The 24,849-nt window shown below is 66.4% G+C and carries 17 protein-coding genes; 9 read left to right on the top strand and 8 right to left on the bottom strand.

What is annotated here, in order from left to right:
* Positions 1-12 precede the first annotated feature (12 nt).
* Genes hda through panB form a run of 6 tightly spaced genes read left to right on the top strand, consistent with a single transcriptional unit; the run spans position 13 to position 5,256 of the window.
* Positions 13-750, top strand: coding sequence for a DnaA regulatory inactivator Hda (hda, locus tag DVS29_RS26700; protein ID WP_118183534.1), 738 nt, complete (start codon positions 13-15; stop codon positions 748-750).
* Positions 743-1,429: a histidinol-phosphatase gene (locus DVS29_RS26695; protein WP_118183533.1), complete on the top strand. Its 687-nt coding sequence runs from the start codon at positions 743-745 to the stop codon at positions 1,427-1,429. Before hda ends, DVS29_RS26695 begins: the two co-directional genes overlap by 8 nt.
* Positions 1,426-3,081 (top strand): polynucleotide adenylyltransferase PcnB, encoded by a 1,656-nt coding sequence (gene pcnB / locus DVS29_RS26690; RefSeq protein WP_118183532.1) that lies wholly within the window; start codon positions 1,426-1,428, stop codon positions 3,079-3,081. Before DVS29_RS26695 ends, pcnB begins: the two co-directional genes overlap by 4 nt.
* A 58-nt stretch (positions 3,082-3,139) precedes the next feature.
* Complete coding sequence (gene folK / locus DVS29_RS26685) at positions 3,140-3,688, top strand: 2-amino-4-hydroxy-6-hydroxymethyldihydropteridine diphosphokinase (protein ID WP_118183531.1); 549 nt, start codon at positions 3,140-3,142, stop codon at positions 3,686-3,688.
* Positions 3,685-4,386, top strand: coding sequence for a deoxynucleoside kinase (locus tag DVS29_RS26680; protein ID WP_118183530.1), 702 nt, complete (start codon positions 3,685-3,687; stop codon positions 4,384-4,386). The genes folK and DVS29_RS26680 overlap by 4 nt, the downstream gene beginning before the upstream one ends.
* A gap of 54 nt (positions 4,387-4,440) precedes the next feature.
* Positions 4,441-5,256, top strand: a complete 816-nt coding sequence (gene panB, locus DVS29_RS26675; protein WP_118183529.1) for a 3-methyl-2-oxobutanoate hydroxymethyltransferase — start codon at positions 4,441-4,443, stop codon at positions 5,254-5,256.
* A 12-nt stretch (positions 5,257-5,268) separates the two neighbouring features.
* Here panB and pabB read toward each other — a convergent pair whose 3' ends face one another.
* From pabB to hrcA, 7 genes are all read right to left on the bottom strand, one after another.
* Positions 5,269-7,152, bottom strand: a complete 1,884-nt coding sequence (gene pabB / locus DVS29_RS26670) for an aminodeoxychorismate synthase component I (RefSeq protein ID WP_118183566.1) — start codon at positions 7,150-7,152, stop codon at positions 5,269-5,271.
* 25 nt (positions 7,153-7,177) lie between these two features.
* Positions 7,178-8,311 (bottom strand): molecular chaperone DnaJ, encoded by a 1,134-nt coding sequence (dnaJ, locus tag DVS29_RS26665; RefSeq protein ID WP_118183528.1) that lies wholly within the window; start codon positions 8,309-8,311, stop codon positions 7,178-7,180.
* A gap of 271 nt (positions 8,312-8,582) precedes the next feature.
* Positions 8,583-10,541 (bottom strand): molecular chaperone DnaK, encoded by a 1,959-nt coding sequence (gene dnaK, locus DVS29_RS26660; RefSeq protein WP_118183527.1) that lies wholly within the window; start codon positions 10,539-10,541, stop codon positions 8,583-8,585.
* A 251-nt stretch (positions 10,542-10,792) separates the two neighbouring features.
* Positions 10,793-11,341 (bottom strand): nucleotide exchange factor GrpE, encoded by a 549-nt coding sequence (gene grpE / locus DVS29_RS26655; protein ID WP_118183526.1) that lies wholly within the window; start codon positions 11,339-11,341, stop codon positions 10,793-10,795.
* 487 nt (positions 11,342-11,828) lie between these two features.
* Entirely contained in the window at positions 11,829-12,236 is a 408-nt protein-coding gene (locus DVS29_RS26645; protein WP_118183524.1) for an RNA-binding S4 domain-containing protein, read from the bottom strand.
* 126 nt (positions 12,237-12,362) lie between these two features.
* On the bottom strand, positions 12,363-13,442 hold the full coding sequence (gene hemH / locus DVS29_RS26640) for a ferrochelatase (RefSeq protein WP_118183523.1): 1,080 nt from the start codon (positions 13,440-13,442) through the stop codon (positions 12,363-12,365).
* A gap of 197 nt (positions 13,443-13,639) precedes the next feature.
* Positions 13,640-14,659 carry a heat-inducible transcriptional repressor HrcA gene (gene hrcA, locus DVS29_RS26635; RefSeq protein ID WP_118183522.1) on the bottom strand — a complete coding sequence of 340 codons (1,020 nt, stop codon included), beginning with the start codon at positions 14,657-14,659 and terminating at the stop codon, positions 13,640-13,642.
* A 266-nt stretch (positions 14,660-14,925) separates the two neighbouring features.
* Here hrcA and DVS29_RS26625 point away from each other — a divergent pair, with 266 nt between their 5' ends.
* Positions 14,926-15,828 (top strand): NAD kinase, encoded by a 903-nt coding sequence (locus tag DVS29_RS26625; RefSeq protein WP_118183521.1) that lies wholly within the window; start codon positions 14,926-14,928, stop codon positions 15,826-15,828.
* 46 nt (positions 15,829-15,874) lie between these two features.
* Complete coding sequence (gene recN / locus DVS29_RS26620) at positions 15,875-17,542, top strand: DNA repair protein RecN (RefSeq protein ID WP_118183520.1); 1,668 nt, start codon at positions 15,875-15,877, stop codon at positions 17,540-17,542.
* Between the two features lie 33 nt (positions 17,543-17,575).
* Here recN and glnE read toward each other — a convergent pair whose 3' ends face one another.
* Entirely contained in the window at positions 17,576-20,317 is a 2,742-nt protein-coding gene (gene glnE, locus DVS29_RS26615) for a bifunctional [glutamate--ammonia ligase]-adenylyl-L-tyrosine phosphorylase/[glutamate--ammonia-ligase] adenylyltransferase (protein WP_240655808.1), read from the bottom strand.
* 304 nt (positions 20,318-20,621) lie between these two features.
* Between glnE and DVS29_RS26610 the strand changes: the two genes are divergently transcribed.
* Positions 20,622-24,842 (top strand): YhdP family phospholipid transporter, encoded by a 4,221-nt coding sequence (locus DVS29_RS26610; protein ID WP_118183518.1) that lies wholly within the window; start codon positions 20,622-20,624, stop codon positions 24,840-24,842.
* Positions 24,843-24,849 lie beyond the last annotated feature (7 nt).

The following is a 24,849-nucleotide window of genomic DNA, read 5'->3' as shown; positions in this document are numbered from 1 at the left end:
CTAGACTTCATCGTGCTTCGCCAACTCACGCTCGATCTCGGTACCCCGCCGCCATCGACCTTCGACAACTTCCTCGCGGGCCCCAATGCCGAGCTCGTGACGCGCCTGCGCGAACTCGATTCCGCGCTCGCTGCCGGCCCGGTCGCCGACCGCACGTTCTACGTGTGGGGCGAAGCGGGCAGCGGCCGCAGCCATCTGCTGCAGGCGCTCGTGCAGGAAGCCGCGCCGGGCAACGCACGCTACGCCGGCCCGCTGAGCGGCCTCGACGCGTTCGCGTTCGATCCTCACGTCGCGCTGTACGCAATCGACGATTGCGATCGCCTTTCGGCCGCGCAGCAGATCGCGGTCTTCAATCTCTTCAACGAAGTGCGCGCGCATCCCACCAGCGCCCTGGTGGCCACGGGCAGCGCCGCACCGATCGCGCTCGACGTGCGCGAAGACCTGCGCACGCGGCTCGGCTGGGGGCTCGTCTTCCATCTCGCGCCGCTCGCAGACGATGCGAAAGCCGCAGTGCTGAAGCAGGCTGCGCACGAGCGCGGCATTGCGCTCGCCGACGACGTCCCCGCATATCTGCTCACACATTTCCGGCGCGACATGCCAAGCCTGATGGCGCTCCTCGACGCGCTCGACCGCTTCTCGCTCGAACAGAAGCGCGCGGTCACGCTGCCGCTTTTGCGCACGATGCTCGCCGAATCCGGCCGGCAACCAACGCCGTCAGCCGCTTCAAGTAAAATGGCCCCCCATGACTAATCTCGCACTCTTCGACCTCGACCACACGCTCATTCCCACCGATAGCGACCACGAATGGGGTCGCTTCATGGTGAAGCAGGGCATTGTCGAGGCCGAAAGCTTCTCGGCGCAGAACGACCGTTTCTTCGCCGACTACAAGGCCGGCGTGCTGGACATTCACGCGTACCTCGTCGCCATGCTCACACCGCTCGCGAAGTATTCGCGCGCGGAACTGCGCGCGCTGCACGAGCAGTACATGCGCGAGTCGATCACGCCGAAGATTGCGCAGGTCGCGCTCGATCTCGTCAGGCAGCACCAGGACGCAGGCGACCTCTGCTGCATGGTCACCGCCACCAACGCGTTCATCACCGCGCCGATCGCCGAAGCCTTCGGCATCGAAACGTTGATCGCGTGCGAGGTCGAAACCATCGACGGTCATCCGGAATCGGCCTTCACCGGCCGGCCCACCGGCACGCCGAGCTACCGCGAAGGCAAGATCGTGCGCACCGAAGCGTGGCTCACGTCGCTCGGCAAGACGTGGGCGGATTTCGGTCGCAGCTACTTCTACAGCGATTCGCACAACGACATCCCGCTGCTCGAGAAGGTCACCGACCCGGTCGCGACCAATCCGGACGACACGCTGCGCGCCCATGCGAAGGCCCGCGGCTGGCGCATCCTCGAACTCTTTCAACTGTCGTGATCAAGAAACTCATCCGTAAGCTGTTCGGACAGGACGCGGCCGACGCCGACGATACCTCCGCAAGCGCCGATGCTTCCGCCGAGGGCCACACGCCCGACGACAGCGAGGCTGAGCCCACGAGCCGGACGCCAGCGCGCGGCAAGGCCAGCGCAAAGTCCGGCACGAGCCGCAGCCGCGGCAAATCCGCGGCGAGCCGTGCGCAGGCCGCGCCCGACCCCGACGTCCCCGTCATCCTGTCGTCGGACATTCATGGCATCGATCCGTCGCTGATCTCGCGCAACGCGATCCGCGTGACCGAAGGTCTGCAACAGGCGGGCTTCCGCGCGTTCATCGTCGGCGGCGCGGTGCGCGACCTGCTGCTCGGCATCGCGCCGAAAGACTTCGACGTCGCGACCGACGCGACGCCAGAACAGGTGCAGAAGCTGTTCCGCCGCGCGCGCATCATCGGCCGGCGCTTCCAGATCGTGCACGTGCAGTTCGGCCAGGAAATCATCGAAACGTCCACGTTCCGCGCGCTCGTCGATCCGCCCGCTCCATCTGCACCGGCGCCCGCACCTGCCGCCGACGAAGCACCGCCGCGTCGCCTGCGCCGCGACGAACTCGATCGCCGCACGCACGCGGTCGACGCGAGCGGCCGCGTGCTGCGCGACAACGTCTGGGGCGAGCAGCACGAAGACGCGACGCGTCGCGACTTCACCGTGAACGCGATGTACTACGACCCGGCCACGCAGACCGTGCTCGATTATCACAATGGCATGGCCGACGTGCGCGCAAAGCTGTTGCGGATGATCGGCGACCCGGCCACGCGCTATCGCGAAGACCCGGTGCGGATGCTGCGCAGCGTGCGCTTCGCCGCGAAGCTCGGCTTCGAGATCGAAGAGAAGACCCGCGAGCCGATCACGGAACTCGCCGATCTGATCAACAACGTGCCGGCCGCGCGTCTCTTCGACGAGATGCTGAAGCTGCTGCTGTCGGGTCATGCGCTCGCGTGCCTGCAGCGGCTGCGCAAGGAAGGCCTGCATCATGGCCTGCTGCCGCTGCTCGACGTCGTGCTCGAACAGCCGCACGGCGAGAAGTTCATCACGCTCGCGCTGAACAGCACCGATGCGCGCGTGCGCGCGGGCAAGCCGGTGTCGCCGGGCTTCCTGTTCGCGACGTTGCTGTGGCATGACGTGCAGCAGCGCTGGCAGCAATACGAAGCGAATGGCGAGTTCCCCGTGCCCGCGCTGCATCGCGCGATGGACGACGTGCTCGACATGCAGACCGAGAAACTCGCTATCCACAAGCGCTTCTCCGCCGACATGCGCGAGATCTGGGGCCTGCAGTTGCGTCTCGAACGGCGTTCGGGCCGCAGCGCGCTGAAGCTGCTGGAACACCAAAGATTTAGAGCGGGGTATGATTTCCTCCTGTTGCGCTGCGAATCGGGCGAGCTGGATGAATCGGTCGGTGCGTGGTGGACGGATTTCATCGATGGAGACTCCGCCGCACGCGAGACACTGCTCTCGCAAGGCGGGAAGGACCGGACGCCCAGAAAACGACGGCGGCGCGGTGGCGCCAGGAACCGCAAACAGGGCGCCGGAATGGAAGGCGGACAGACCGCCGCCGCACAGGAATCGCACGATGTGAGCCACGACGGCACACACGACGACTGATGCGGTCGCGGTACTCGCCGTCGAACGAGAGCAGCACGAAGTTGCAGGAACCCAAGCCATGACGGTTGCCTATCTCGGCCTCGGCGCGAATCTCGGGGACGCGCGCCAGTCCTTGAAAGACGCGGTGGTGTGCCTCGCGCAGCAGCACACCATCACCGTGCTCGCGAAATCGAGCCTGTATCGAACCGCCCCGATCGACGCGGGCGGCGACGATTACTACAACTGTGTCGTCAAGCTCGACACGGCGCTCCCCGTGCGCCAGTTGCTGGCGCTCTGCCATCGCATCGAAGCCGATTTCGGCCGGGAGCGTCCCTTTCGCAACGCTCCGCGCACCCTCGACATCGACATCCTGCTGTACGGCGAGCTGTATATCGAAGAGCCGGATCTCGTCGTTCCGCATCCCCGCATGACCGAGCGCGCGTTCGTGCTCGTCCCTCTCGTCGAACTCGACGAATCGCTGATCATTCCGCAGCGCGGCCGCGCCGGCGCGTTTCTCGCGGCCGTCGCCGGGCAGCGCATCGAGAAGGTCAAATCGCCATGCCAGTGTCCGCTGCTGAGCGCGTTCGCGGGCGTGGGCAACGACACGTCGAAAGGCAACTGCCGATGAGTTCACCGCTCGTTTCTTCCCAGACCGCACCGCTGACGGTGACGGCGCCCGCCATGCGCGCACCCGTGCGCCACCTCGCGATCGAAGGGCCGATCGGCGTCGGCAAGACGTCGCTCGCGCGGCGGCTGTCGGAGCGCTGGTCGATGCAACCGATCTTCGAGCGGCCGCAGGACAACCCGTTTCTCGAACGCTTCTATCGCGACACCGCGCGCTACGCGCTCGCCACGCAGTTGCAGTTCGCGTTGCAGCGCGCACAGCAGGCGCAGGAGATCGCGAACGCGCAGGTCAGCGGCGCATCGATCATCACGGATTTCATGACCGAGAAGAACGCGATCTTCGCGCGGCTCACGCTACCCGACGACGAGTGGCAGCTCTACCGCACGCTCGCGCCGCGCATCGATGCGCCGGCGCCGATGCCGGACCTCGTCGTGTATCTGCAGGCGAGCCCCGAGGTGCTGTTCTCGCGCATCCAGAAGCGGGCGATCGCGATGGAGCTGCAGATTCCCGACGCGTACCTGCGCTCGCTGTGCGACGCGTACAACGACTTCTTCTATCACTTCGACGGCGCGCCCGTGCTGACCGTCAACGCGGAACACCTGAATCCGCTCGAATCCGACGCGGACCTTGCGCTGCTCGTCGAGCGCATCGAATCGATGCGCGGCCGCAAGGAATACTTCGTCAAGGGCACGTCGCTCTGAACGCGCGGCGGCGCTCATCGCGTTCCCTCATTTGCCTCTTTTGGACCCTCATTCATGACCTATCTGCAGGAAGCGAGCCGCAGCGCGATCACGGTGCCGAAGCTCCAGGCCATGCGCGACGCCGGCGAGAAGATCGCGATGCTCACGTGTTACGACGCGAGCTTCGCATCGCTGCTGGACCGCTCGGGCGTCGACGTGCTGCTGATCGGCGATTCGCTCGGCAACGTGCTGCAAGGCCATACGACGACGCTACCCGTCACGCTCGACGACATCGCGTATCACACGGCCTGCGTCGCGCGCGCGCAGCCTTCGGCGCTGATCGTCGCCGATCTGCCGTTCGGCACCTATGGCACGCCTGCGGATGCGTTCGAGAGCTCGGTGAAGCTGATGCGCGCCGGTGCGCAGATGGTGAAGCTCGAGGGCGGCGAGTGGGTCGCGGAGATCATCCGCTTTCTCGTCGATCGCTCGGTGCCGGTGTGCGCGCACGTCGGACTCACGCCGCAGTCGGTGCATGCGTTCGGCGGCTTCAAGGTGCAGGGCAAGACCGAAGCCGGCGCGAGCCAGCTGCTGCGCGATTCGCGCGCCATTCAGGACGCTGGTGCGCAACTCGTCGTGCTCGAGGCGATTCCTTCACCGCTTGCCGCAGAAGTGACGAAGCAGCTACGCATTCCGACGATCGGCATCGGCGCGGGGCTCGACTGTTCGGGTCAGGTGCTCGTGCTGCATGACATGCTGGGCATTTTCCCCGGCAAGCGGCCGCGCTTCGTGAAGGACTTCATTCAGGGCCAGCCGAGCATCGCCGATGGTGTGAGCGCGTATGTGAAGGCCGTGAAGGACGGCTCGTTCCCCGGGCCGGAGCATCAGTTCTGATGCGTGGGCGCGCTAGTCGACGATCGTCGCGTTTAGCGCGCCGCGTAGCGCATTGCAGACGATCAACGCTTCAGCGTGCTGCAGATCGTCGAGCGTCAGTACCCGCTCTGCGGCCGCCAATCGCGGATCGTCGAGCAGCACCGCGCGCATCACACCAGGCAACGCCCCCGACGACAACGGCGGCGTCCACCACCGCCCGTCAAGCTTCACGAACACATTCGTCCGGCCGCCTTCGGTCAGCTCGCCACGGTCGTTGAAGAACAGCGTATCGAAACCGCCGCGTGCTTCGGCTTCGCGCCAGCCGCGATCGTAGTCGGCGCGGCGCGTGGTCTTGTGCAGCAGCAATGGATCGTTTGCGTGAGTCGGCGAGAAGCCGTGCTTCGGGCCAATCAACACGCCGACGGTTGCTTCCGGCGCGAGCGGCGTTAGTGCGGCCGTTGTCAGCGTGAGCTTGCCTGCCTTATCCAGCGCGGCACGCATTCGATGCGGCGCGTTAGCGGGTAACGCGCCGCACGCTTCGTCGATCTTTGCCTGGATCGATGCGAGCTCACATGCAAACCCGAGCTTGTTCGCACTGGCCGATAGCCGTGCGAGGTGTCGTTCGACGTACCGCACGCCTTCGTCGCGCGTCGCGTGCATCGTCTCGAAGAGCTGGAAGCCAGGGTCCGCGTCCGTCAGGAAGCGCGCCTTCAGCCGGCATTCCGCGAATTCGTCGGCCGCCACGCTGTCGAGCACGATGCCCGCGCCCACACCCATCGTGCCGCGACGCTGTCCTGTCGTGGTATCGGCCGGGCTCACCATCAACGTGCGGATCGCGACCGACAGGCAGAAGTCGCCACAGGTCGCGTTTGTATCATCGTCGGCAGACGTCGCATCGAGCCAGCCGATCGCGCCCGTGTACACGCCGCGCGGCGTGCTTTCGAGCGCATCGATCAGCTGCATCGTGCTGTGCTTCGGCGCGCCGGTGATCGAGCCGCACGGGAACAGCGCGCGCATCAGATCCGCGAACGACGTGCCCGGCCGCAGCGTCGCCTCGATGCTCGATGTCATCTGCCACACCGACGCATACGGTTCGACCGAAAACAGCGCCGGCACCTTGACCGAGCCCGTCGCGGCGACACGCGAGATGTCGTTGCGCAGCAGGTCGACAATCATCACGTTCTCGGCGCGATTCTTCGCATCCGCCTGCAGATGTGCCGCGGCGGCGCGGTCGTCTTCCGCGTTCGACGCACGCGGGGCGGTGCCCTTCATCGGCCGTGCCCGAAGCATCGCGCCGGACTTCTCGACGAAGAGTTCCGGCGAGCACGACAGCAGCCATTCGTCACCCGGCAGCGCGATCAGCGCGCCGTAGGGCACTGGCTGACTGGCTCGCAGACGACGGTAGAACGCAACCGGCTCGCCGAATACGTCGAAACCGAGCCGGTACGTGTAGTTGACCTGATAGGAGTCACCGGCCCTGAGTGCGTCGTGGATGCGCGAGATCGCGTCGGCAAACTGCGACTCGTCGACGCTCGCGACGAGGTTCGCCGTGCCGGCGACACCAGGTGTTTCGGATGCGTGGTCGTGTTGCGCAAGCCATGCCGAGACTTCATCGGCGGATAGCCGCTCGCAGCGCTCAAAAAGCAAAAAACGCAGCGCGGCATCGCCACGCTGCGTTTCAGAAGAAGCGGACTCGCCGAGCACGAGCAGCCGGCCGAATCCGTAATCCGCCACGACGACCGCATGCAGTGCGGCACGCAGATCGTCCGACACGGCCGCGTTCACGGCATCGAGTTCGAACGGGTGTGCGCACACCCGTTCGTGGGAAAAGCCGGTGTAGAGGCGGCTCGACCGACGCGCCGCGGTAGCGCCGCAATCGTCGAGCAACGCGAACACCGGATCATCGTCAGTCGTCATCGGAACCGCCAATACGGCACGACCGTCAGTCGAAGAAGCTCTTCACGCGATCGAACCAGCTCTTGCTTTGCGGGCTATGCCGCGCTCCGCCTTCCAGCAGCGACTTTTCAAACTGCTTGAGCAGATCGCGCTGATTGTCCGTGAGCTTCACCGGCGTTTCGACCTGCACGTGCACATAGAGATCGCCGGCGATGCTCGAACGCAGCCCCTTGATGCCCTTGCCGCGCAGACGGAACGTCTTGCCCGACTGCGTGCCCTCCGGCACCGTGAAGCTTGCGCGGCCCGCGAGCGTCGGCACCTCGATTTCGCCGCCCAGCGCCGCCGTGGTGAACGGGATCGGCATCTGGCAATGCAGATCGTCGCCGTCGCGCTCGAACACTGTGTGCGGCTTGATGTGAATCTCGACGTACAGGTCGCCCGACGGACCGCCGTTGATGCCCGGCTCGCCGTTACCGGCCGAGCGGATCCGCATGCCGTCGTCGATGCCAGCCGGGATCTTCACTTCGAGCGTCTTGGTTTCCTTCACCTTGCCCGCGCCGTGGCAATGCGCACACGGTTCGGGGATATAGCTGCCGGTGCCATGACACTTCGGGCAGGTCTGCTGGATGCTGAAGAAGCCCTGCGACATGCGCACCGAACCCGAGCCGTTACAGGTCGGACAGGTTTCCGGCTTGGTGCCGGGCTTCGCGCCGGAGCCATGACAGATTTCGCACGACGCCCAGCTCGGCACGCGGATCTGCGTGTCGTAGCCATGGGCGGCCTGCTCGAGCGTGATCTCCATGCTGTAGCGCAGATCGGCGCCGCGATATACCTGCGGACCGGCGCGGCCACGCGCGCCGCCCGCCGCGGCCTGGCCGAAGATATCGCCGAAAATGTCGCCGAAGGCATCGGCGAAACCGCCGAAGCCCTGCGCGCCCGCACCCGCCATGTTCGGATCGACGCCCGCGTGACCGTACTGGTCGTACGCGGCACGCTTCTGCGAGTCGGACAGCATTTCATAGGCTTCCTTCACTTCCTTGAAATGCTCTTCCGCATCCTTGTTGCCCGGATTGCGGTCAGGGTGGTACTTCATCGCAAGCTTGCGATAAGCCTTCTTGATTTCGTCGTCGCCCGCGTTCTTCGCGACGCCCAGAACCTCGTAGTAATCCCGTTTCGCCATATCGGTTCAACACCGGCCACGCGAGCTACGCGCGGCGGTTCCTTTTGAATGCCGGAGTCTTGCGACTCGTCCGGCCATCGTGCCCGTTCGGCCCGCCCCTGTTGCGGACCAACACGACGACCCCTTAAAACAAATTGCCCGGCGAGCCGGATGGCTCGCCAGGCGTATCGACTGCGGACCACGCGGCAGTTGTTGCCGCGCGCGCTGCCCGTGCCCGGGCAGACGAACGGCGCACATTGCTGCACGCCATTCCCGGCCGGTCAAAGCCGGCTCAGTCCTTCTTCACTTCCTTGAACTCGGCGTCCACGACGTCGTCTTCCGGACGTGCCGACGAAGCACCCGCCGATGCGCCCGCGCCGCCTGCCGCGCCCTCTGCGGCGCCTTCCGCCGCACCCTGCGCCTGCATGTCGGCGTACATCTTTTCGCCGAGCTTCTGCGATGCCGTGGCAACCGCTTCGACCTTGGCTTCGATCTCCGCCTTGTCGCTCGAGCTGCTCTTCAGCGCATCTTCGAGGTCCTTCAGCGCGGACTCGATCTTGTCCTTCTCGCCCGCGTCCAGCTTGTCGCCGTATTCGGCGAGCGCCTTCTTCGTGCTGTGGACGAGCGCGTCGCCCTGGTTGCGGGCATCGGCCAGCTCACGCAGCTTGTGATCTTCTTCCGCGTTCGCTTCCGCGTCCTTCACCATTTTCTCGATCTCGGCTTCCGACAGGCCCGAGTTCGCCTTGATGGTGATCTTGTTTTCCTTGCCGGTCGCCTTGTCCTTCGCGCCGACGTGCAGGATGCCGTTCGCGTCGATATCGAAGGTCACTTCGATCTGCGGCACGCCGCGCGGTGCGGGCGGAATGCCTTCCAGGTTGAATTCGCCCAGCAGCTTGTTGCCCGCCGCCATCTCGCGTTCGCCCTGGAACACCTTGATCGTCACGGCGCCCTGATTGTCGTCCGCCGTCGAATACACCTGCGAGTGCTTCGTCGGGATCGTGGTGTTCTTGTTGATCATCTTCGTCATCACGCCACCGAGCGTCTCGATACCGAGCGACAGCGGCGTCACGTCGAGCAGCAGCACGTCCTTGCGGTCGCCCGACAGCACCTGGCCCTGGATCGCCGCGCCCACGGCGACAGCTTCGTCCGGGTTCACGTCACGGCGCGGCTCCTTGCCGAAGAACTCCTTCACCTTCTCCTGCACCTTCGGCATACGCGTCATGCCGCCGACGAGGATCACGTCGTCGATGTCGCCCACCTTCACGCCCGCATCCTTGATCGCGGTGCGGCACGGGTCGATCGTGCGTTCGATCAGCTCTTCGACGAGCGCTTCGAGTTTCGCGCGGGTGAACTTGAGGTTCAGGTGCTTCGGACCGGTTGCATCCGCCGTGATGTACGGCAGGTTGATGTCGGTCTGCTGGCTCGACGACAGCTCGATCTTCGCCTTTTCCGCGGCTTCCTTCAGACGTTGCAGCGCGAGCACGTCCTTCGACAGGTCGACGCCCTGCTCCTTCTTGAACTCGCCGATGATGTAATCGATGATGCGCTGGTCGAAGTCTTCACCGCCGAGGAACGTGTCGCCGTTCGTGGACAGCACTTCGAACTGCATTTCGCCGTCGACGTCCGCGATCTCGATGATCGAGATATCGAACGTGCCGCCGCCCAGGTCGAACACCGCGATCTTGCGGTCGCCCTTCTCTGCCTTGTCGAGGCCGAACGCGAGCGCAGCCGCCGTCGGCTCGTTGATGATCCGCTTCACTTCCAGACCGGCGATACGGCCGGCGTCTTTCGTGGCCTGACGCTGGCTGTCGTTGAAGTACGCGGGAACCGTGATCACGGCTTCGGTGACCGGCTCGCCGAGGTAGTCTTCGGCCGTCTTCTTCATCTTGCGCAGCACTTCAGCCGAAACCTGCGACGGCGCGAGCTTTTCGCCGTGCGCTTCCACCCAGGCGTCGCCGTTGTCGTGCTTGACGATCTTGTAGGGCATCAGGCCGATGTCCTTCTGCACTTCCTTTTCGTCGAAGCGACGGCCGATCAGGCGCTTGACCGCGTACAGCGTGTTCCTCGGATTGGTGACCGACTGGCGCTTGGCAGGGGCCCCGACCAGGATCTCGTTGTCGTCCATGTACGCGATGATCGACGGCGTGGTGCGCGCGCCTTCCGAGTTCTCGATCACCTTGACCTGATTGCCTTCCATCAACGCCACGCAGGAATTCGTGGTGCCGAGGTCGATGCCAATGATTTTGCCCATTTCTACTGATCTCCAGATTTTCGTTCCTGCCGGCGGGGCGCGTAGCTGTCTGGCCCGGCGTTCCGCCATCAAATTCATGCCTGCACCGCAAATGCGTGCGGCGGTTTCGTTTTCAAGACCTTGAACGCGATGCGGTCTTTAATTTTTTTCAATCGGGTGGTACGGGTTCATCGCCTGCGGACGAACCCGTGCGAGCCGCCGCAGCGGCGCCCGGCCGGGCAATTGCGCCCGGGCGGGGGACTTGCCAACCCTTACTTCGGCGCCGCGACCGTCACCAGCGCCGGGCGCAGCACGCGGTCGGCGATCATATAGCCTTTCTGCAGCACCGCGACAACCGTGTTCGGCTCCTGCTCGGCCGGCACCATCGAAATGGCCTGGTGGCGGTGCGGATCGAACTTCTCGCCGACCGGGTTGAGCGCAACGACGCGGCCCTTCTCCAGCGCGCCCACCAGCTGGCGCAACGTCAGCTCGACGCCTTCGCGAACCTTCGCGAGGTCGTCGGATTCGTGCGCGACCGCTGCCTCGAGGCTGTCGATCACCGGCAGCAGATGTTCGGCGAAACCTTCGATCGCGAACTTGTGCGCCTTCGTCACGTCTTCCTGGGCCCGGCGGCGGGTGTTTTCGGTCTCGGCCTTCGCGCGGAGGAAGCCTTCCTGCAGTTCGGCGATCTTCGCCTGAGCCGCGGTCAGCGCAACTTCGGCGCTGTTTTCGGCGACGACGCCTTCCTGCGGCTTGCCTGCAGGGGTCTCGTCGGCGGGCGTGGGAGTCTGGCTCGTCGGGTTCTCTTGCGTGTTTTCCATGTCGCTGAAAGTCGTCAAAAATAAAATGCCAAAAGTGCGTGTCGCACGATCCGTGCTCGACGCGGTTTTCCGCGTTGCTGCCGCGCAACACACCGACCGGTCACTGGCGGTGCAAATATGGGCGAGGTTGGCGTTTTCAAGCGGTTCCGCGGCGTTTTTTGCACTGCTGCCGTGCAACCGAAATGGGCCGTTACAACCATTACGCTGCCGTAGGCCAATTGAGATTGAGAGGAATTCGCGCGTCGCCTAAACTCCACTCATACATCCGAGAAGGCGCGTATACCCTAGTCGGACGACGGTAGTTTCCACCCATTCCAATTGCCCGTTTCCGTCCTGCACTGCCAGGGGGTTGCCGTGAAACTGACCTTTGCTATCTCGGTGGTCGCACTGGTACTCATCGCGGGCACCACGACCATCTGCATGTCCGGCGCTGTCACCGACCGTACAACCGAGTACGGCGGCGTACACGCAACCATCGAGCAGCTCTTCAATCCCCACGCGAAAATCTGTCGATAACGCGTCGGTCCCGCTTGGTCGGCCGCCCATGCATGTCGGCGGCCGGTTCATGAAACGTCTTGCGGCGCTCGTATTCCTGCTGCCGCTTCGTCCTGCTTGCTTCCGTTTCCTCGTAGAGCGTCTGCGCGATGCTGGCCGGCCCGCGCACGTCGCACATGCCGAGCACGCGCACCTGCCACACGATCCGTTCGATCTCGATCTCGACGAGATCGCCGACCCGGACGTCCTTCGAAGGCTTCACCGGCTCGCCGCCGATCCGCACGCGCCCCTTGCCGACCGCATCCGCCGCGAGCGAACGCGTCTTGAAGAAACGTGCGGCCCACAGCCACTTGTCGATCCGCAGCCGCGCGTCGGGTTCAGTCGAAATCCTGTAGTTCATGCTCGTCCATCAGTCCGTCCGATACCCTGAAGCTGCGGTCAGAGTTCGAACAATCAACATGTTAGCGGCGCCGCGTGTCCGGATCGTGCAGCGCGGGCCGCCGTGCGTCGACGCGTAACGGCGCCGTCATTCGACCAGCGCCGCCGGCGCGCTCGTCTGAACCGGCCAGCCCTGCAGGTGCTGCGCGACGATTTCGCCCAGCGCCGCGACGAATGCCGGCGCCGCATTCACGCACGGAATGCGGTGAAACTCCTTGCCGCCCGCATGCACGAATTCGTCGCGCACTTCCATGCCGATCTCCTCGATGGTCTCGAGGCAATCGGCCGTGAAGCCCGGGCAGAACACGTCCACGCGGCGGACGCCGGCCGCGCCCAGTTCCTTGAGCGTCGGCGCCGTGTAGGGCTGGAGCCACTCGGCACGCCCGAAGCGGGACTGGAACGTCACGCGGCACTCCACCGGCGTCAGCTCCAGCGCGTGCATTAGCAGCGTGCCGGTTTGCTGGCACTGGTCATGGTAAGGATCGCCGAGATCCAGCGTGCGCTTCGGCACGCCGTGAAAGCTCAGCACCAGCCGGTCGCCGGCCGCGAAGTCGGGGCGCCCGTGCTGATGCCAGTAGTGATGGATCTGCGCGGCGAGCGCCGCGATATAAGCCGGGTGATCCGCGTACTGACGCACCGTGCGTACTTCCAGCTGGTTGCGCATGCGCTTCATCGCGTGGAACGCGGCATCGAAGGCCGTGGCTGTGGTGGATGACGAGTATTGCGGATACATCGGCATCAGCAGCACGCGCTCCGCTCCAGCGAGTTTCAGCTGGTTCAGCATCGCGGGAATGTTGGGCGTGCCGTAGCGCATCGCGTAGTCGACGAGCACCGTGTAGTCGTTCGCGTGCAGCAGTTGCCGCAGACCGTCCACCTGTTTTTCCGTGTACACCCGCAACGGCGAACCTTCCGGCATCCACACCGCGGCGTATTTCTTCGCCGACGCGCGCGAGCGGAACGGAAGAATCATCAGACGCAGGATCAGCTGCCACAGCAGCGCGGGAATCTCGACCACCCGCGGGTCCGACAGGAACTCCGCCAGATAGCGGCCGACCGCACGCGGCGTTGGCGCGTCCGGCGTGCCCAGATTGATCAGCAGCACCGCCACACGATGGGCGGTGCTGGACTGCAGGGGCCGCTCGAGATCGAAACGCGAAGGCAGGCGCATAAACGGGGGCGACGCAGCGGCACAGGCCGCCGCGCGTGCGGTCGGAGTGAAGATCGGACAGCCATTATAGCGGCGCGATTCCCGCCTGCCCCCTGGCCGGATGGCCAGGTCGAACGGTGGATTGGCGGCCCGGCATGGGCGGCGCAAGATCGTCTCCAGCCGGGCGTGCCGGATCGCGTCGCAACGCCTGCAAACCGTTATTGCTGACTGAGCGTGAGCGAGAGCAGCCGCGCGGTGATGTCGACGATCGGGATCACGCGGTTGTATGCCATCCGCGTGGGGCCGATCACGCCGAGCGTGCCGACGATCTTGCCGTTCACCTCGTACGGCGCGGTCACGACGCTCATTTCCTCGATCGGCACGAGATTCGACTCGCCGCCGATGAAAATCTGCACGCCCTGCGCGTGGCTCGACACGTCGAGCAACTGAAGGAGGCCGGTCTTTTGGTCGAAGATGTCGAAGAGCTTGCGCAACCGCGCCATGTCGGACGACAGGTCCGCGACTTCGAGCAGGTTGCGCTCGCCGGAAATCAGCACGGTTTCGCCGGTGTCGGACGCATCGGTGCTGGCGGTCACGGCCGCGTGCATCAGCGCGGTCATGTCGCCGCGCAGCTCGTCGAGCTCTTCGCGCAGGCGCCGGCGCACCTCGTCGAACGAAAGACCCGCGAAGTGCGCGTTGATGTAATTGGACGCCTCGGTAAGCTCCGACAGCGAGAAGTCGCGCTGCGTGGCCATGATGCGGTTCTGCACGTCGCCTTCCGGCGTGACGATGATGAGCAGGATGCGCTTGTCCGACAGGCGCATGAACTCCACCTGCTTGAACACATGGCTGCGGCGCGGCGTCAGGATCACGCCGGCGAACTGCGAGAGGTTCGACAGCACGCTGGCCGCCGCCGCGACCACCTTCTGCGGCTCGCCGACCTGCAGCGTGGCCTTGACCGCATGCATCATCGCCTCCTCGTTCGCGGCGGACTCGACGGTCAGCATCGTGTCGACGAACAGACGATAGCCGCGCGGCGTGGGAATCCGGCCCGCCGAGGTGTGCGGGCTGATCACGAGTCCCAGCTCCTCGAGGTCGGACATCACGTTGCGGATGGTGGCCGGGGAAAGCTCCAGCCCGGAATACCGCGACAACGTGCGCGAGCCGACCGGCTGACCTTCGGCGATGTATCGCTCGATCAGCGTCTTGAGGAGGGTTTGTGCGCGAGGATCTAGCATGACGGAAAATTTTAGCTCAATGACGGCGTCATCACGGTTGCCGGCAACGTGCGCAACGGTTCGCGCAGGCTGCGCGCCGCGCGGACAGCCGCCCGGCAACGCGGCCTGTCATCAGCACGCCACCATTCTAACGATAATCGTCGTCTGGCCGGGTGCGTCAGCGAGGCCGAAGCGCGCCCCGGACGCCGCTCGCGGGCGGCCGCGGCGCTCGCGAGCGCCCAGCCCCGCCGGTTCTTTTCGCGACCCAGCTATGGTGTAATGCCGGCATGCAGATCAACAGCCAGTTCAAGACGGTTGCGCTTGTCGGGCGCAGCAACACTCCGGGCATCGGCGAGCCGCTGACCGCACTCGCCGCGTGCATCGCAAAGCGCGGCTTCGAAGTCGTATTCGAAGCGGAAACGGCCGGGCAGATCGGCGTGTCCGGCTACCCGACGCTGCGCCCCGCGGAAATCGGCGCGCGCGCGGACGTCGCGGTGGTGCTCGGCGGCGACGGCACGATGCTCGGCATCGGCCGCCAGCTCGCGCCCTACCGTACGCCGCTGATCGGCATCAACCATGGCCGGCTCGGTTTCATCACCGACATCCCGATCTCTGACATGCGCGAGATCGTCCCGCAGATGCTCGCGGGCAGCTTCGAGCGCGAGGAGCGCACGCTGCTCGAATCGCGCATCGTGCGCGATGGCGACCCGATCTACCACGCGCTCGCGTTCAACGACGTGGTCGTGAACCGCAGCGGCTTCTCCGGCATGGCGGAGCTGCGCGTCTCGGTGGACGGCCGCTTCATGTACAACCAGCGCTCGGACGGCCTGATCGTCGCGACGCCCACCGGCTCCACGGCTTATGCGCTGTCGTCGCAAGGCCCGATCCTGCACCCCCAGCTGCAAGGCCTCGTGCTCGTGCCGATCGCGCCGCACGCGCTGTCGAACCGTCCGATCGTGCTGCCGGACGAATCCAGGGTCAGCATCCAGATCGTGTCCGGCCGCGACGTCAACGTGAACTTCGACATGCAGTCGTTCACCGCGCTCGAACTGAACGACGTGATCGACGTGCGCCGTTCGCGCCATACCGTGCCGTTCCTGCATCCGGTCGGCTACAGCTATTACGCGACGCTGCGCAAGAAGCTGCACTGGAACGAGCACCCGTCGCACGAAGACGACCCCACCATTTAAGCCCGTCACTGACGTACGCCACCCGCACGCCATTTCATCGACCTCCATGCTTCGCCATCTCTCGATCCGCGACTTCGTCATCGTCGCCGCGCTCGATCTCGAATTCGACAGCGGCTTCACGGTGTTTTCCGGCGAAACGGGTGCCGGCAAATCCATCCTGATCGACGCGCTCGCGTTGACGCTCGGGGCCCGTGCCGATGCGAGCGTCGTGCGGGCCGGCGAATCGCGCGCCGATATCACCGCCGAGTTCGACACCCATGCGCTCGTCGCGCAATGGCTCGACGAGCAGGCACTCGCCGTCCCGAACGATGACGACCACGCCGGCAGCGTGATGCTGCGACGCGTCATCGATTCGAACGGCCGCTCGCGCGCATTCATCAACGGCACGCCCGCCACACTCACGCAGTTGCGCGAAGTGGGCGAGATGCTGGTGGACATCCACGGGCAGCACGCGCACCAGCTGCTGATGCGGCCGGACGCGCAGCGCAACCTGTTCGACACGCACGCCGGGCTCGCCGATGCCGCCGCGAAGGTGACGCGCGCATGGCGCGGCTGGCGCGACGCGACGCAGGCCGTCGAAGACGCGCAATCGCGCGATCGCGAGTTGCAGCTGGAACGCGAACGGCTCGCGTGGCAGCTCGCCGAACTGGACAAGCTCGCGCCGCAGCCGGGCGAATGGGAAGAAGTCGGCGCCGAGCATCGGCGGCTCTCGCACTCGGCGAATCTGATCGAAGGCGTGCAGGGCGCGCTCGCCGCGCTGTCCGAATCCGACGAGGCGATGATCACGCATCTCGGCTCGATCATCTCGAAGCTGCGCGATCTCGCGGAGATCGATCCCGAGCTCGGCGACGCGCTCGCCGCGCTCGAGCCCGCCGAGATCCAGCTGCAGGAAGCGGCCTACTCGTTGAACCACTACGCGCAGCGGCTCGACCTCGATCCCGATCGGCTCGCACAGGTCGAAAAGCGCCTCGACGCACTCCATTCCACCGCCCGCAAGTTCCGTCTGCAGCCCGAAACGCTGCCGGAAGAACACATGGCGCGCCGAGAACAGCTCGCGAAACTCGATGCCGCCGCTGATCTCGACAGCCTTCGCGCCGCCGAATCCAAAGCGAGAGACGCGTTCTTCGCGGAAGCGAAACTGCTGTCGAAGGCGCGCGCGAAGGCCGCGAAGGCGCTCGGCGCGGCAGTCACGACCGGCATGCAGGAGCTATCGATGGCGGGCGGCAGTTTCGAGGTGGCGCTGGTGCCGCTGCCAGAAGGCGGCGCGCACGGACTCGAGCAGATCGAGTTCCGCGTGGCCGGTCATGCGGGCGTGCCGCTGCGGCCGCTCGCAAAGGTTGCGTCGGGCGGCGAACTTGCCCGCATCTCGCTCGCGCTCTCGGTGATCGCGAGCGCCGCCAGCCCGACGCCGACGCTGATCTTCGACGAAGTGGATACGGGTATCGGCGGCGGTGTCGCGGAAGTGGTCGGCAGGCTGCTGCATCAGCTCGGCGAGCAGCGCCAGGTGCTGTGCGTGACGCACCTGCCGCAGGTGGCCGCGCGCGGCGATCAGCATTTCCAGGTGGCGAAGGCGTCCAACGGCAACGGCGGTACGATCAGCACGGTGAACCCGCTCGACCGCGCGAGCCGCATCGAGGAAGTGGCGCGCATGCTGGGTGGTCTGGAAATTACCGCGACCACCCGCAAGCACGCGAAGGAAATGCTGGCGGCGTAAGCTCCCAACCGGGGCCGCCACCCGAGCCGCAGGTTACCCGAACACCCGCCGCCACAACGCCAGCACCGCGTCGCGCTCGTCGTTCACCGACTCCGGCGCGACGCGCGCCTTCTCCATCCCATCGAGCCGCAGCGTGTGCTGCAGCTTCCGGTAGGTGCGGTACGCGGCGCCGACCGTTTCGGCCTCGTCGGCCGTCATCAGCCCGTAGCGCGACACCTCGCGCAGCAGCGCGATATTGCCGGTGTTGCGGATCAGCTCAGGGTCTTTGGCCGCGTGCAGCAGCACCCAGTACTGCACGAGAAACTCGATGTCCACCATGCCGCCGCGATCGTGCTTCAGGTCGAACAGTTCGGTCCGGTTCGGATGCCCGTCCTCGACCTTTTTGCGCATGTCGACGATCTCCTGCGCGAGCGGCGTCGCCTCGCGCGGGGTGGTCAGCACCTGCACGCGGATCGCTTCGAACTGCTCGCCGATCGCGGCATCGCCCGCGCAGTAGCGGGCACGCGTCAGCGCCTGATGCTCCCAGACCCACGCGGTATTGGCGGCATCGCCTTCGCGCAGCTGGTAGCGGCGGAACGATTCGAGGTCCGTTACGAGCAGCCCGGACTCGCCATTCGGGCGCAATCGTAGATCGACGTCGAACAGCGTGCCCGCGCCGGTCGCCATCGTGAGCCAGGTGATCAGCCGGCGCGCGAACGTCGCGTAAACATCGGATGCCGAATCGTCCGGATCGTCGTGCAGGAAGATCAGATCGAGATCGGACGCATAGCCCAGTTCCTTGCCGCCGAGCTTGCCGTACGCGATCACCGCGAACTTCGGCACGTCGCGATGACGTTTCGACAGCTGCCGCCAGACCGCTTCGACCGTCACGTCGAGCACCGCGTCGGCGAGTTCCGACAGCCGGTCGCTGACGTGCTCAACCGTGAGCTTGCCCGCGAGGTCGATCAGCAGGATACGGAACACCTCGGCCTGATGCGCGTGGCGCAACAGGTCCATCTGCTGCTCCGGACCATCGGCGGCGGCAAGCCGGGCGCGCAGGTTGCGCTTGAACTCCGCCCAGTCGAACGGGCTGCCCATCCCTTCGTCGTCGAGCAGTTCGTCGAGCAGCTGCGGATGGCGGATCAGATAGCCGGCCGCCCAGCGCGACGCGCCGAGCACCGACAGCACGCGGGTCAGCGCCTGCGGGTACTCCGTCAGCAGCGCCAGGTAAGCACCGCGCCGCCCGATGGCCTCCAGCAGATCGAAGCAGCGCGCGACCGTATCGGCGCGGCGCTCCGGCGGCTCGAGCGTGCGCGCGGCTTCGAGTGCCCGTTGCGCGACGACGTCGAAGCGCTGACGACTGCGCTCCGGCAGCCCCGCGTAGCGCGACGAGCGCCACACGCCGCGCAGCCGGGCGAGCAGATCCGCGGGTTCCGCGATGCCCAGCTCGACGAGCCGCGCAGCGAGCGCCTCGTCTTCGCTCTCGTCGGCGAGCGCGCTGCTCCACACCCAGGCGGCCGCGCCGTCCTCGGGCGCCGCACAGCCGCGGTGGCCGTTTACCTTGTCGGCGAAGATCTGGTCGAACTGGCGCTCCACCCGCTCGCGGTGCCCTTCGAGCACCATCATCAGTTCGCCGTAGCTGCCGAAGCCCATCGCGTGCGCGAGGGCCGCGCGTTCGCCCTCGTCGACGGGCATCGCGTGGGTCTGCGCGTCGTCGCGGTATTGCAGCCGGTGCTCGAGTTCGCGCAGAAAGCGATACGCCTGCGTCAGCTCCAGACACACCGACGACGCGATCAGCCCTTGGGCGGTTGCGTGCTGCAGCACCTGCAAGGTCGGGCGGACCCGGAAACCGGCGTCCTGGCCGCCGCGGATCAGTTGGAACACCTGCGCGCTGAACTCGATCTCGCGAATGCCGCCGCGGCCCAGTTTGATGTCGTCCGCCTTGTCGGGGCGCATCGACGCGCGCCGCTGCGCCTCCTGGCGGATCTGCACGTGCAGCGAACGGATCGCGCCGATCACGCCGAAGTCGAGGTAGCGCCGGTAGATGAACGGTGTGACGATCGCGTCGAGCTGCTTCGCGAGCCGCCCTGCCGCGTCGCTCTCGCCTTCCGACACAAGCCGCCCCTTGATCCACGCGTAGCGCTCCCACTCGCGGCCCTGCACGTAGAAATACTCTTCGAGCATGCCGAGACTGCAGACGAGCGGGCCCGAATCGCCGTTCGGCCGCAGCCGCATGTCGACGCGAAACACGTAGCCGTCGGCGGTCACCTCGGCAAGCGCGCCGATCAGTCGGCGCCCGAGCCGCGTGAAGTATTCCTGGGTCGACAGCGGCGAGCGCTGGCCGCCGGCCGTCTCGCCATCGTCCTCGTAGACGAAGATCAGATCGATGTCCGACGACACGTTGAGCTCGCGGCCGCCCAGCTTGCCCATCCCGACCACCCCGAGCGCGAGCCGCTCGCCAAACTCGTCACGCGGCTCGCCGAAGAGCCCCTCCATCTCCGCCGACAGCACGCGCATCGCTCGCTGGATGGTCGCTTCGGCGAGATCCGTCATCGTGCCGGTGACTTCGGCCACATCGGCCGTGCGCGCCAGATCGCGCTCCATCACCGCGCAGAACACCTCGGCACGCAGCTGACGGAGCGCGCGCTTCAGGCCGTCTTCGGCGAGCGGAGCGTCGGGGCCCGCGCGCTCAGCATCGCAAAGCGCGTCGAGCCGCGCGTCGATGCGCTCGCGGGTGATCGGCGCCGCGGCCAGCGTTGCGATCCGGCCGCCCAGCTCGGGACGAGCGGTCAGCATGCGCTGTGCGTATCGGGAATACCCGTGGGAGCAGGCGGAATTCGCAGGGGAGCCGGCTGGAGAATCGGCGGAACTCGGGAGAGGTGCGTCAGTCATCAAAGGTCTGGCTCATCGGTTGCTGGTTCCGCCGACAGCACCCGCTGGAACCAGGGTCTTGTAACTGCTTGCAAATTGTCGGCCCGACGCATGTGAAATTGCGTAAGGTATCCCGGAAACCACAGCCTGAAGGGCCGTCCGGGCCATCCGGCCCTGTGTTACATTTCATCGTCAGACCGCAAAACTACCATACGCCATCCGTCGCAGCATGTCCGAGCGAAACGATTCCGCCGACCAGCACCATGCCGGAGACGTCCACCCGGCGCACGGCGCGGACTGGCTCCACACCGTGCTGCGCCACACGCTGCACGTGGTGCTGGCAATCGGGCTGATCGTCTATTTCATCACCGCGGGCCTGTATGTCGGACTCCGTTACATCGTCCTGCCGCATGCCGACGCGTTCCGTCCGCGCATCGAGGCGCTCGTCTCCGAGAAGATCCACGCGCAACTGTCCATCGGCAAGCTGACGCCGCACTGGACCGGCTACCAGCCCGGGCTCGACATCGAGAACGTGACGATCCGCGATCGCAACGGCCAGCTCGCGCTGCAGATCCCGCATGCCGTCGCCACTGTGTCGTGGCAGTCGCTCGTGCGCTTCACGCCGCTGCTGTCGAGCCTGATCGTAGACCGGCCGGACGTGCTGATCGAGCGGGATTCGGGCGGCGGGCTGTCGGTGGCGGGCGTGCCGGTGCCGACGCGGCACACCGGCAACGACACGCTGTCCACGTGGCTGCTGCGTCAGCAGGCGATCGTGCTGCGCGGCGGCACGCTGCGCTGGCGCGACGCGCAGCACGACGCACCCGAACTCGCGCTGTCGAACATCCGGCTCGCGATGCTCAACGACGGCACGGAGCACCAGGCCGCACTGCAGGCCCCCGCCGATGGCACGCTGCTGCACGGCCCGCTCGACTTCCGCGCAAGTTTCAGGCACACGACGCTGACGGCGATCGGCAAACCGGTGAACTGGACCGGCGAGGCGTACGTGTCCACCGGCCCGGTGGATCTGCCGACGCTCGCGCATTACGTGAACTTTCCGATCTCGACCTACCAGGGGCGCATCGACAACGCCATCTGGTTCGACTTCACCGAAGGCCGCATCACCTCCGCGACCGGCACGCTCGCCGGCACCGACGTGCTGCTGCAGGTGCACCCCACCCAGCCGAAGCTCGACATCCCGGTCGCGAACTTCGACTGGACGATGGCCGTGAACGGCGACGACTACGCGCTGCAGCTGCGCGACCTGCACGCCGAGATGGGCCAGCCGCCGCTCGACGACGGCACGCCGGTGTCGCGCACCCTCGCGCTCTCCACGCTATCCGCGCAATACCGCAAGCCGAGCGTGCAGCACGGCCAGTCGATGAGCATCACCGGCGACCGCATCGACCTCGGGCTGCTGGCGGAATTCAGCCGCGCGCTGCCGCTGCCGCGCCGCTTCCTGAACGCGCTCGTGCGCTTCAATCCGCGCGGCACGGTCGCGAACTACACGATCGCGCTCGAACGCGCGAAGCCCGACGCCGGCGAAGCGGCCACGGAGCAGCGCAGCTCGGTGGTCGAGCCGGTGATCCACTACCGCTTCAAGGCCGACCTGCAGGGCATCAGCGTCGCCGCCCAGGAGCCGCCGCCGGGCCTCACGCCGCTCGGCCATCCGCGCGCCGGCATTCCGGGCTTCGAGAACGTGTGGGGCCACGTCGACGCGGATGAATCGCACGGTTCGATCGCGCTCGATACGGCGAACGCGGCAGTGACGATCCCGGGCGTGTTCGACAACCCCCGCCTCACGTTCGACCGGATGATCGGCCACGGCACATGGACCATCGCGCCGACCGTCGCGGCGGGCGAGCGCCACAAGGCCTTCGACGTTCAGGTGTCCGACTTCAGTGTCGCGAACGCCGATACGAACGCGAAGCTCACCGCGTCGTACTCGAACGCGGGCCACGGCCGTGGCTCGCTGGACCTCAAGGCGCAGTTCGCGCGGGCCCAGGTCGCGCACATCGCCCGCTATCTGCCGACGAGCATCAGCGAGAAGCTGCGCATCTATCTCGGCCACGGTCTGCAAAGCGGCGTGTCGCGCAACGCGACCATCGAGATTCACGGCAACCTCGACAAATTCCCGTATTCGCGCGATCCGACCGCGGGCGTGTTCCATATCGTCGCGCCGTTCCGCGGCGGGCGCTTCGACCCGTCGCCGTTCCCGCCGCGCAATATGCGCAACGGCGCGCCGAGCGTCTGGCCCGCGTTCGACGACATCGACGGCGCGTTCGAGCTGAAGGAAAACAAGCTGCGCTTCGACATCGATCACGCACGCTACAAGCGGGTCACCGCGACGAAGGTGGATGGCCGCATCGAAGACCTCGGCACGAAGGCGTCGCCGCTCGTGATCGACGGCGCGGCACACGGCCCGCTCGCCGACATGCTGGACTACGCGAATCAAAGCTCGCTCGGCTACATGACGAAGCACGAAGGCGACAAGGTCAAGGCGGACGGTTCATCGGCGCTCGCGCTGAAGCTGACCATTCCGCGCTACCCGAAGCCGCACATTGGCGTGGAAGGCGCGCTCACCTTCCAGCGCGACCGGCTCGCCGCGGACAACGTGCCGCCGCTGTCGCAGCTGACCGGCAAGGTCGCGTTCACCGAACATACGGTTGCGCTGAACGGGCTCGCGGGCCAGTTTCTCGGCGGCGACATCCGCGCGAACGGCGGCCTGAAGCAGGACGGCACCTATGCGTTCGATGTCGGCGGCAACATCGCCGTGGATACCGCGCGCGACTCGCTGAACCTGCACGGCACGCCCGCCGAAGTGCTCAAGCGCGTGAGCGGCAGCGCGCCCTACTCGCTCGCCGTGCGCGGCGCGAAAGGCCACATCCCGGCGATCTCGGCGAGCTCCGACATGACGGGCCTCGCGCTCGACTTCCCTGCGCCGTTCGACAAGCCGGTCGGCACCGCGATGCCGCTGCGCTTCTCGCTCGCGCCGACCGACAACCCGGCAGTCGCCGGCGAACAGCGCGCCGACCTGCGCTTCGGCCCGATCGTCGGCACGTATCTGCTCACGCACCAGCCCGGCGAGCCGGCCAAGGTGCTGCGCGGCGCGGTCGGCGTCAACAAGCCCGCCGATCTGCCCACCGAAGGCGTGACGGCCGCAGTGGATCTGCCGACGCTCGACGCCGACGCGTGGCGCACGGTCTTCACGCAGATGCACAACACGGTGGATACCGCGCAGTCGAGCGTCTCGCCAGGCACTGCGATGCAGTACGTGCCCGATCGCCTCGCCGTGCACATCGGCACGTTGACGCTGCTCAAGCGGCAATGGGAAAGCGTCGTGGTCGGCGCGTCGCGCGAGGCGAACAACGGCTGGCAGGCCAACATCGGCTCGAACCAGATGTCGGGCCACGTGTCGTGGCAGCCGGGCGCGACGAAAGACTCGCCAGGCATGCTGCAGGCGCGGCTCGCACGGCTCGTGGTGCCGTCGACGAGCCGCAACGACCTGCTCGGCCAGGCGATCTCGCAGCCGGCGAAGAACGTGCCGTCGATCGATCTGATCGTCAACGAGCTGATCGTGCGCGACCACAACCTCGGCCGGCTCGAAGTCGACGCGCACAACTTCGACGAAGACGGCGTGCCCGTCTGGCAGCTCGACAAGCTCGATCTCAGCAACCCGGCCGCGACGCTCACCGCAACCGGCAACTGGCGCACGTCGACGAAGCTCGGCGCGAACGTCGACGAAGACACCGCGCGCCGCACCGTGTTCGATTTCAAGCTGGACGTGAAGGACGCCGGCGCGCTGCTCGAACGCGCCGGCCAGCCGCGCACGCTGAAGAACGGCTCGGGCACGCTGTCGGGCAAGATCGGCTGGCGCGGCGGCCCGACGGCGATCGACTACCCGACGCTCGGCGGCAACCTCGCGCTCGATCTGCGGCATGGCCAGATCCTGAAGGTCGATCCGGGTGTCGCGAAACTGCTCGGCGTGATCAGCCTGCAAAGCCTCGCGCGTTTCGCGACCCTCAATTTCAAGGACGTGATCGGCGAAGGCCTGCCGTTCGAGCGCGTGACGGGCAGCGCGCAGATCGACAACGGCATCGCGCGCACCGACAACTTCCAGCTCGTCACGGCACCCGCACGCGCGGACATGAGCGGCACCGTCGATCTCGCGCACGAAACCCAGGACCTGCACGTGCACATCACGCCGACGGTCAGCGCGGGCGCCGCCGTGGTCGCTGCGACCGTGATCAATCCGTTCCTCGGGCTGGGCGCGCTGGTGGCGGATTTCGCGCTGTCGCACGGCATCTCGTCGGCGTTCGCGCGCGACTACGCGATCAACGGATCGTGGGCGAAACCCCACGTCGAGCGGGTCCGCGACGATCGGGGTAAGATGGACCACCAGCAGCCGGCACCCGAACCGGGGCCGGAGCAGGTACCGGCCGCAGCGCACTGAAATCACA

This window comes from Paraburkholderia phosphatilytica (assembly GCF_003443895.1).
In the GTDB taxonomy this organism is placed as follows: domain Bacteria; phylum Pseudomonadota; class Gammaproteobacteria; order Burkholderiales; family Burkholderiaceae; genus Paraburkholderia; species Paraburkholderia phosphatilytica.
The sequence above is the reverse complement of the archived record's forward strand: the minus strand, read 5'-3'. Positions and strand labels throughout refer to the sequence as shown.

Coding starts and splice junctions, on each gene's coding strand:
- DVS29_RS26610 (WP_118183518.1), top strand. CDS start 20,622: ATGTCCGAGCGAAACGATTCCGCCGACCAGCACCATGCCGGAGACGTC.
- grpE (WP_118183526.1), bottom strand. CDS start 11,341: ATGGAAAACACGCAAGAGAACCCGACGAGCCAGACTCCCACGCCCGCC.
- hemH (WP_118183523.1), bottom strand. CDS start 13,442: ATGCGCCTGCCTTCGCGTTTCGATCTCGAGCGGCCCCTGCAGTCCAGC.
- DVS29_RS26680 (WP_118183530.1), top strand. CDS start 3,685: ATGAGTTCACCGCTCGTTTCTTCCCAGACCGCACCGCTGACGGTGACG.
- dnaK (WP_118183527.1), bottom strand. CDS start 10,541: ATGGGCAAAATCATTGGCATCGACCTCGGCACCACGAATTCCTGCGTG.
- glnE (WP_240655808.1), bottom strand. CDS start 20,317: ATGCTGACCGCTCGTCCCGAGCTGGGCGGCCGGATCGCAACGCTGGCC.
- DVS29_RS26625 (WP_118183521.1), top strand. CDS start 14,926: ATGCAGATCAACAGCCAGTTCAAGACGGTTGCGCTTGTCGGGCGCAGC.
- recN (WP_118183520.1), top strand. CDS start 15,875: ATGCTTCGCCATCTCTCGATCCGCGACTTCGTCATCGTCGCCGCGCTC.
- pabB (WP_118183566.1), bottom strand. CDS start 7,152: ATGACGACTGACGATGATCCGGTGTTCGCGTTGCTCGACGATTGCGGC.
- DVS29_RS26695 (WP_118183533.1), top strand. CDS start 743: ATGACTAATCTCGCACTCTTCGACCTCGACCACACGCTCATTCCCACC.
- panB (WP_118183529.1), top strand. CDS start 4,441: ATGACCTATCTGCAGGAAGCGAGCCGCAGCGCGATCACGGTGCCGAAG.
- hrcA (WP_118183522.1), bottom strand. CDS start 14,659: ATGCTAGATCCTCGCGCACAAACCCTCCTCAAGACGCTGATCGAGCGA.
- dnaJ (WP_118183528.1), bottom strand. CDS start 8,311: ATGGCGAAACGGGATTACTACGAGGTTCTGGGCGTCGCGAAGAACGCG.
- DVS29_RS26645 (WP_118183524.1), bottom strand. CDS start 12,236: ATGAACTACAGGATTTCGACTGAACCCGACGCGCGGCTGCGGATCGAC.
- folK (WP_118183531.1), top strand. CDS start 3,140: ATGACGGTTGCCTATCTCGGCCTCGGCGCGAATCTCGGGGACGCGCGC.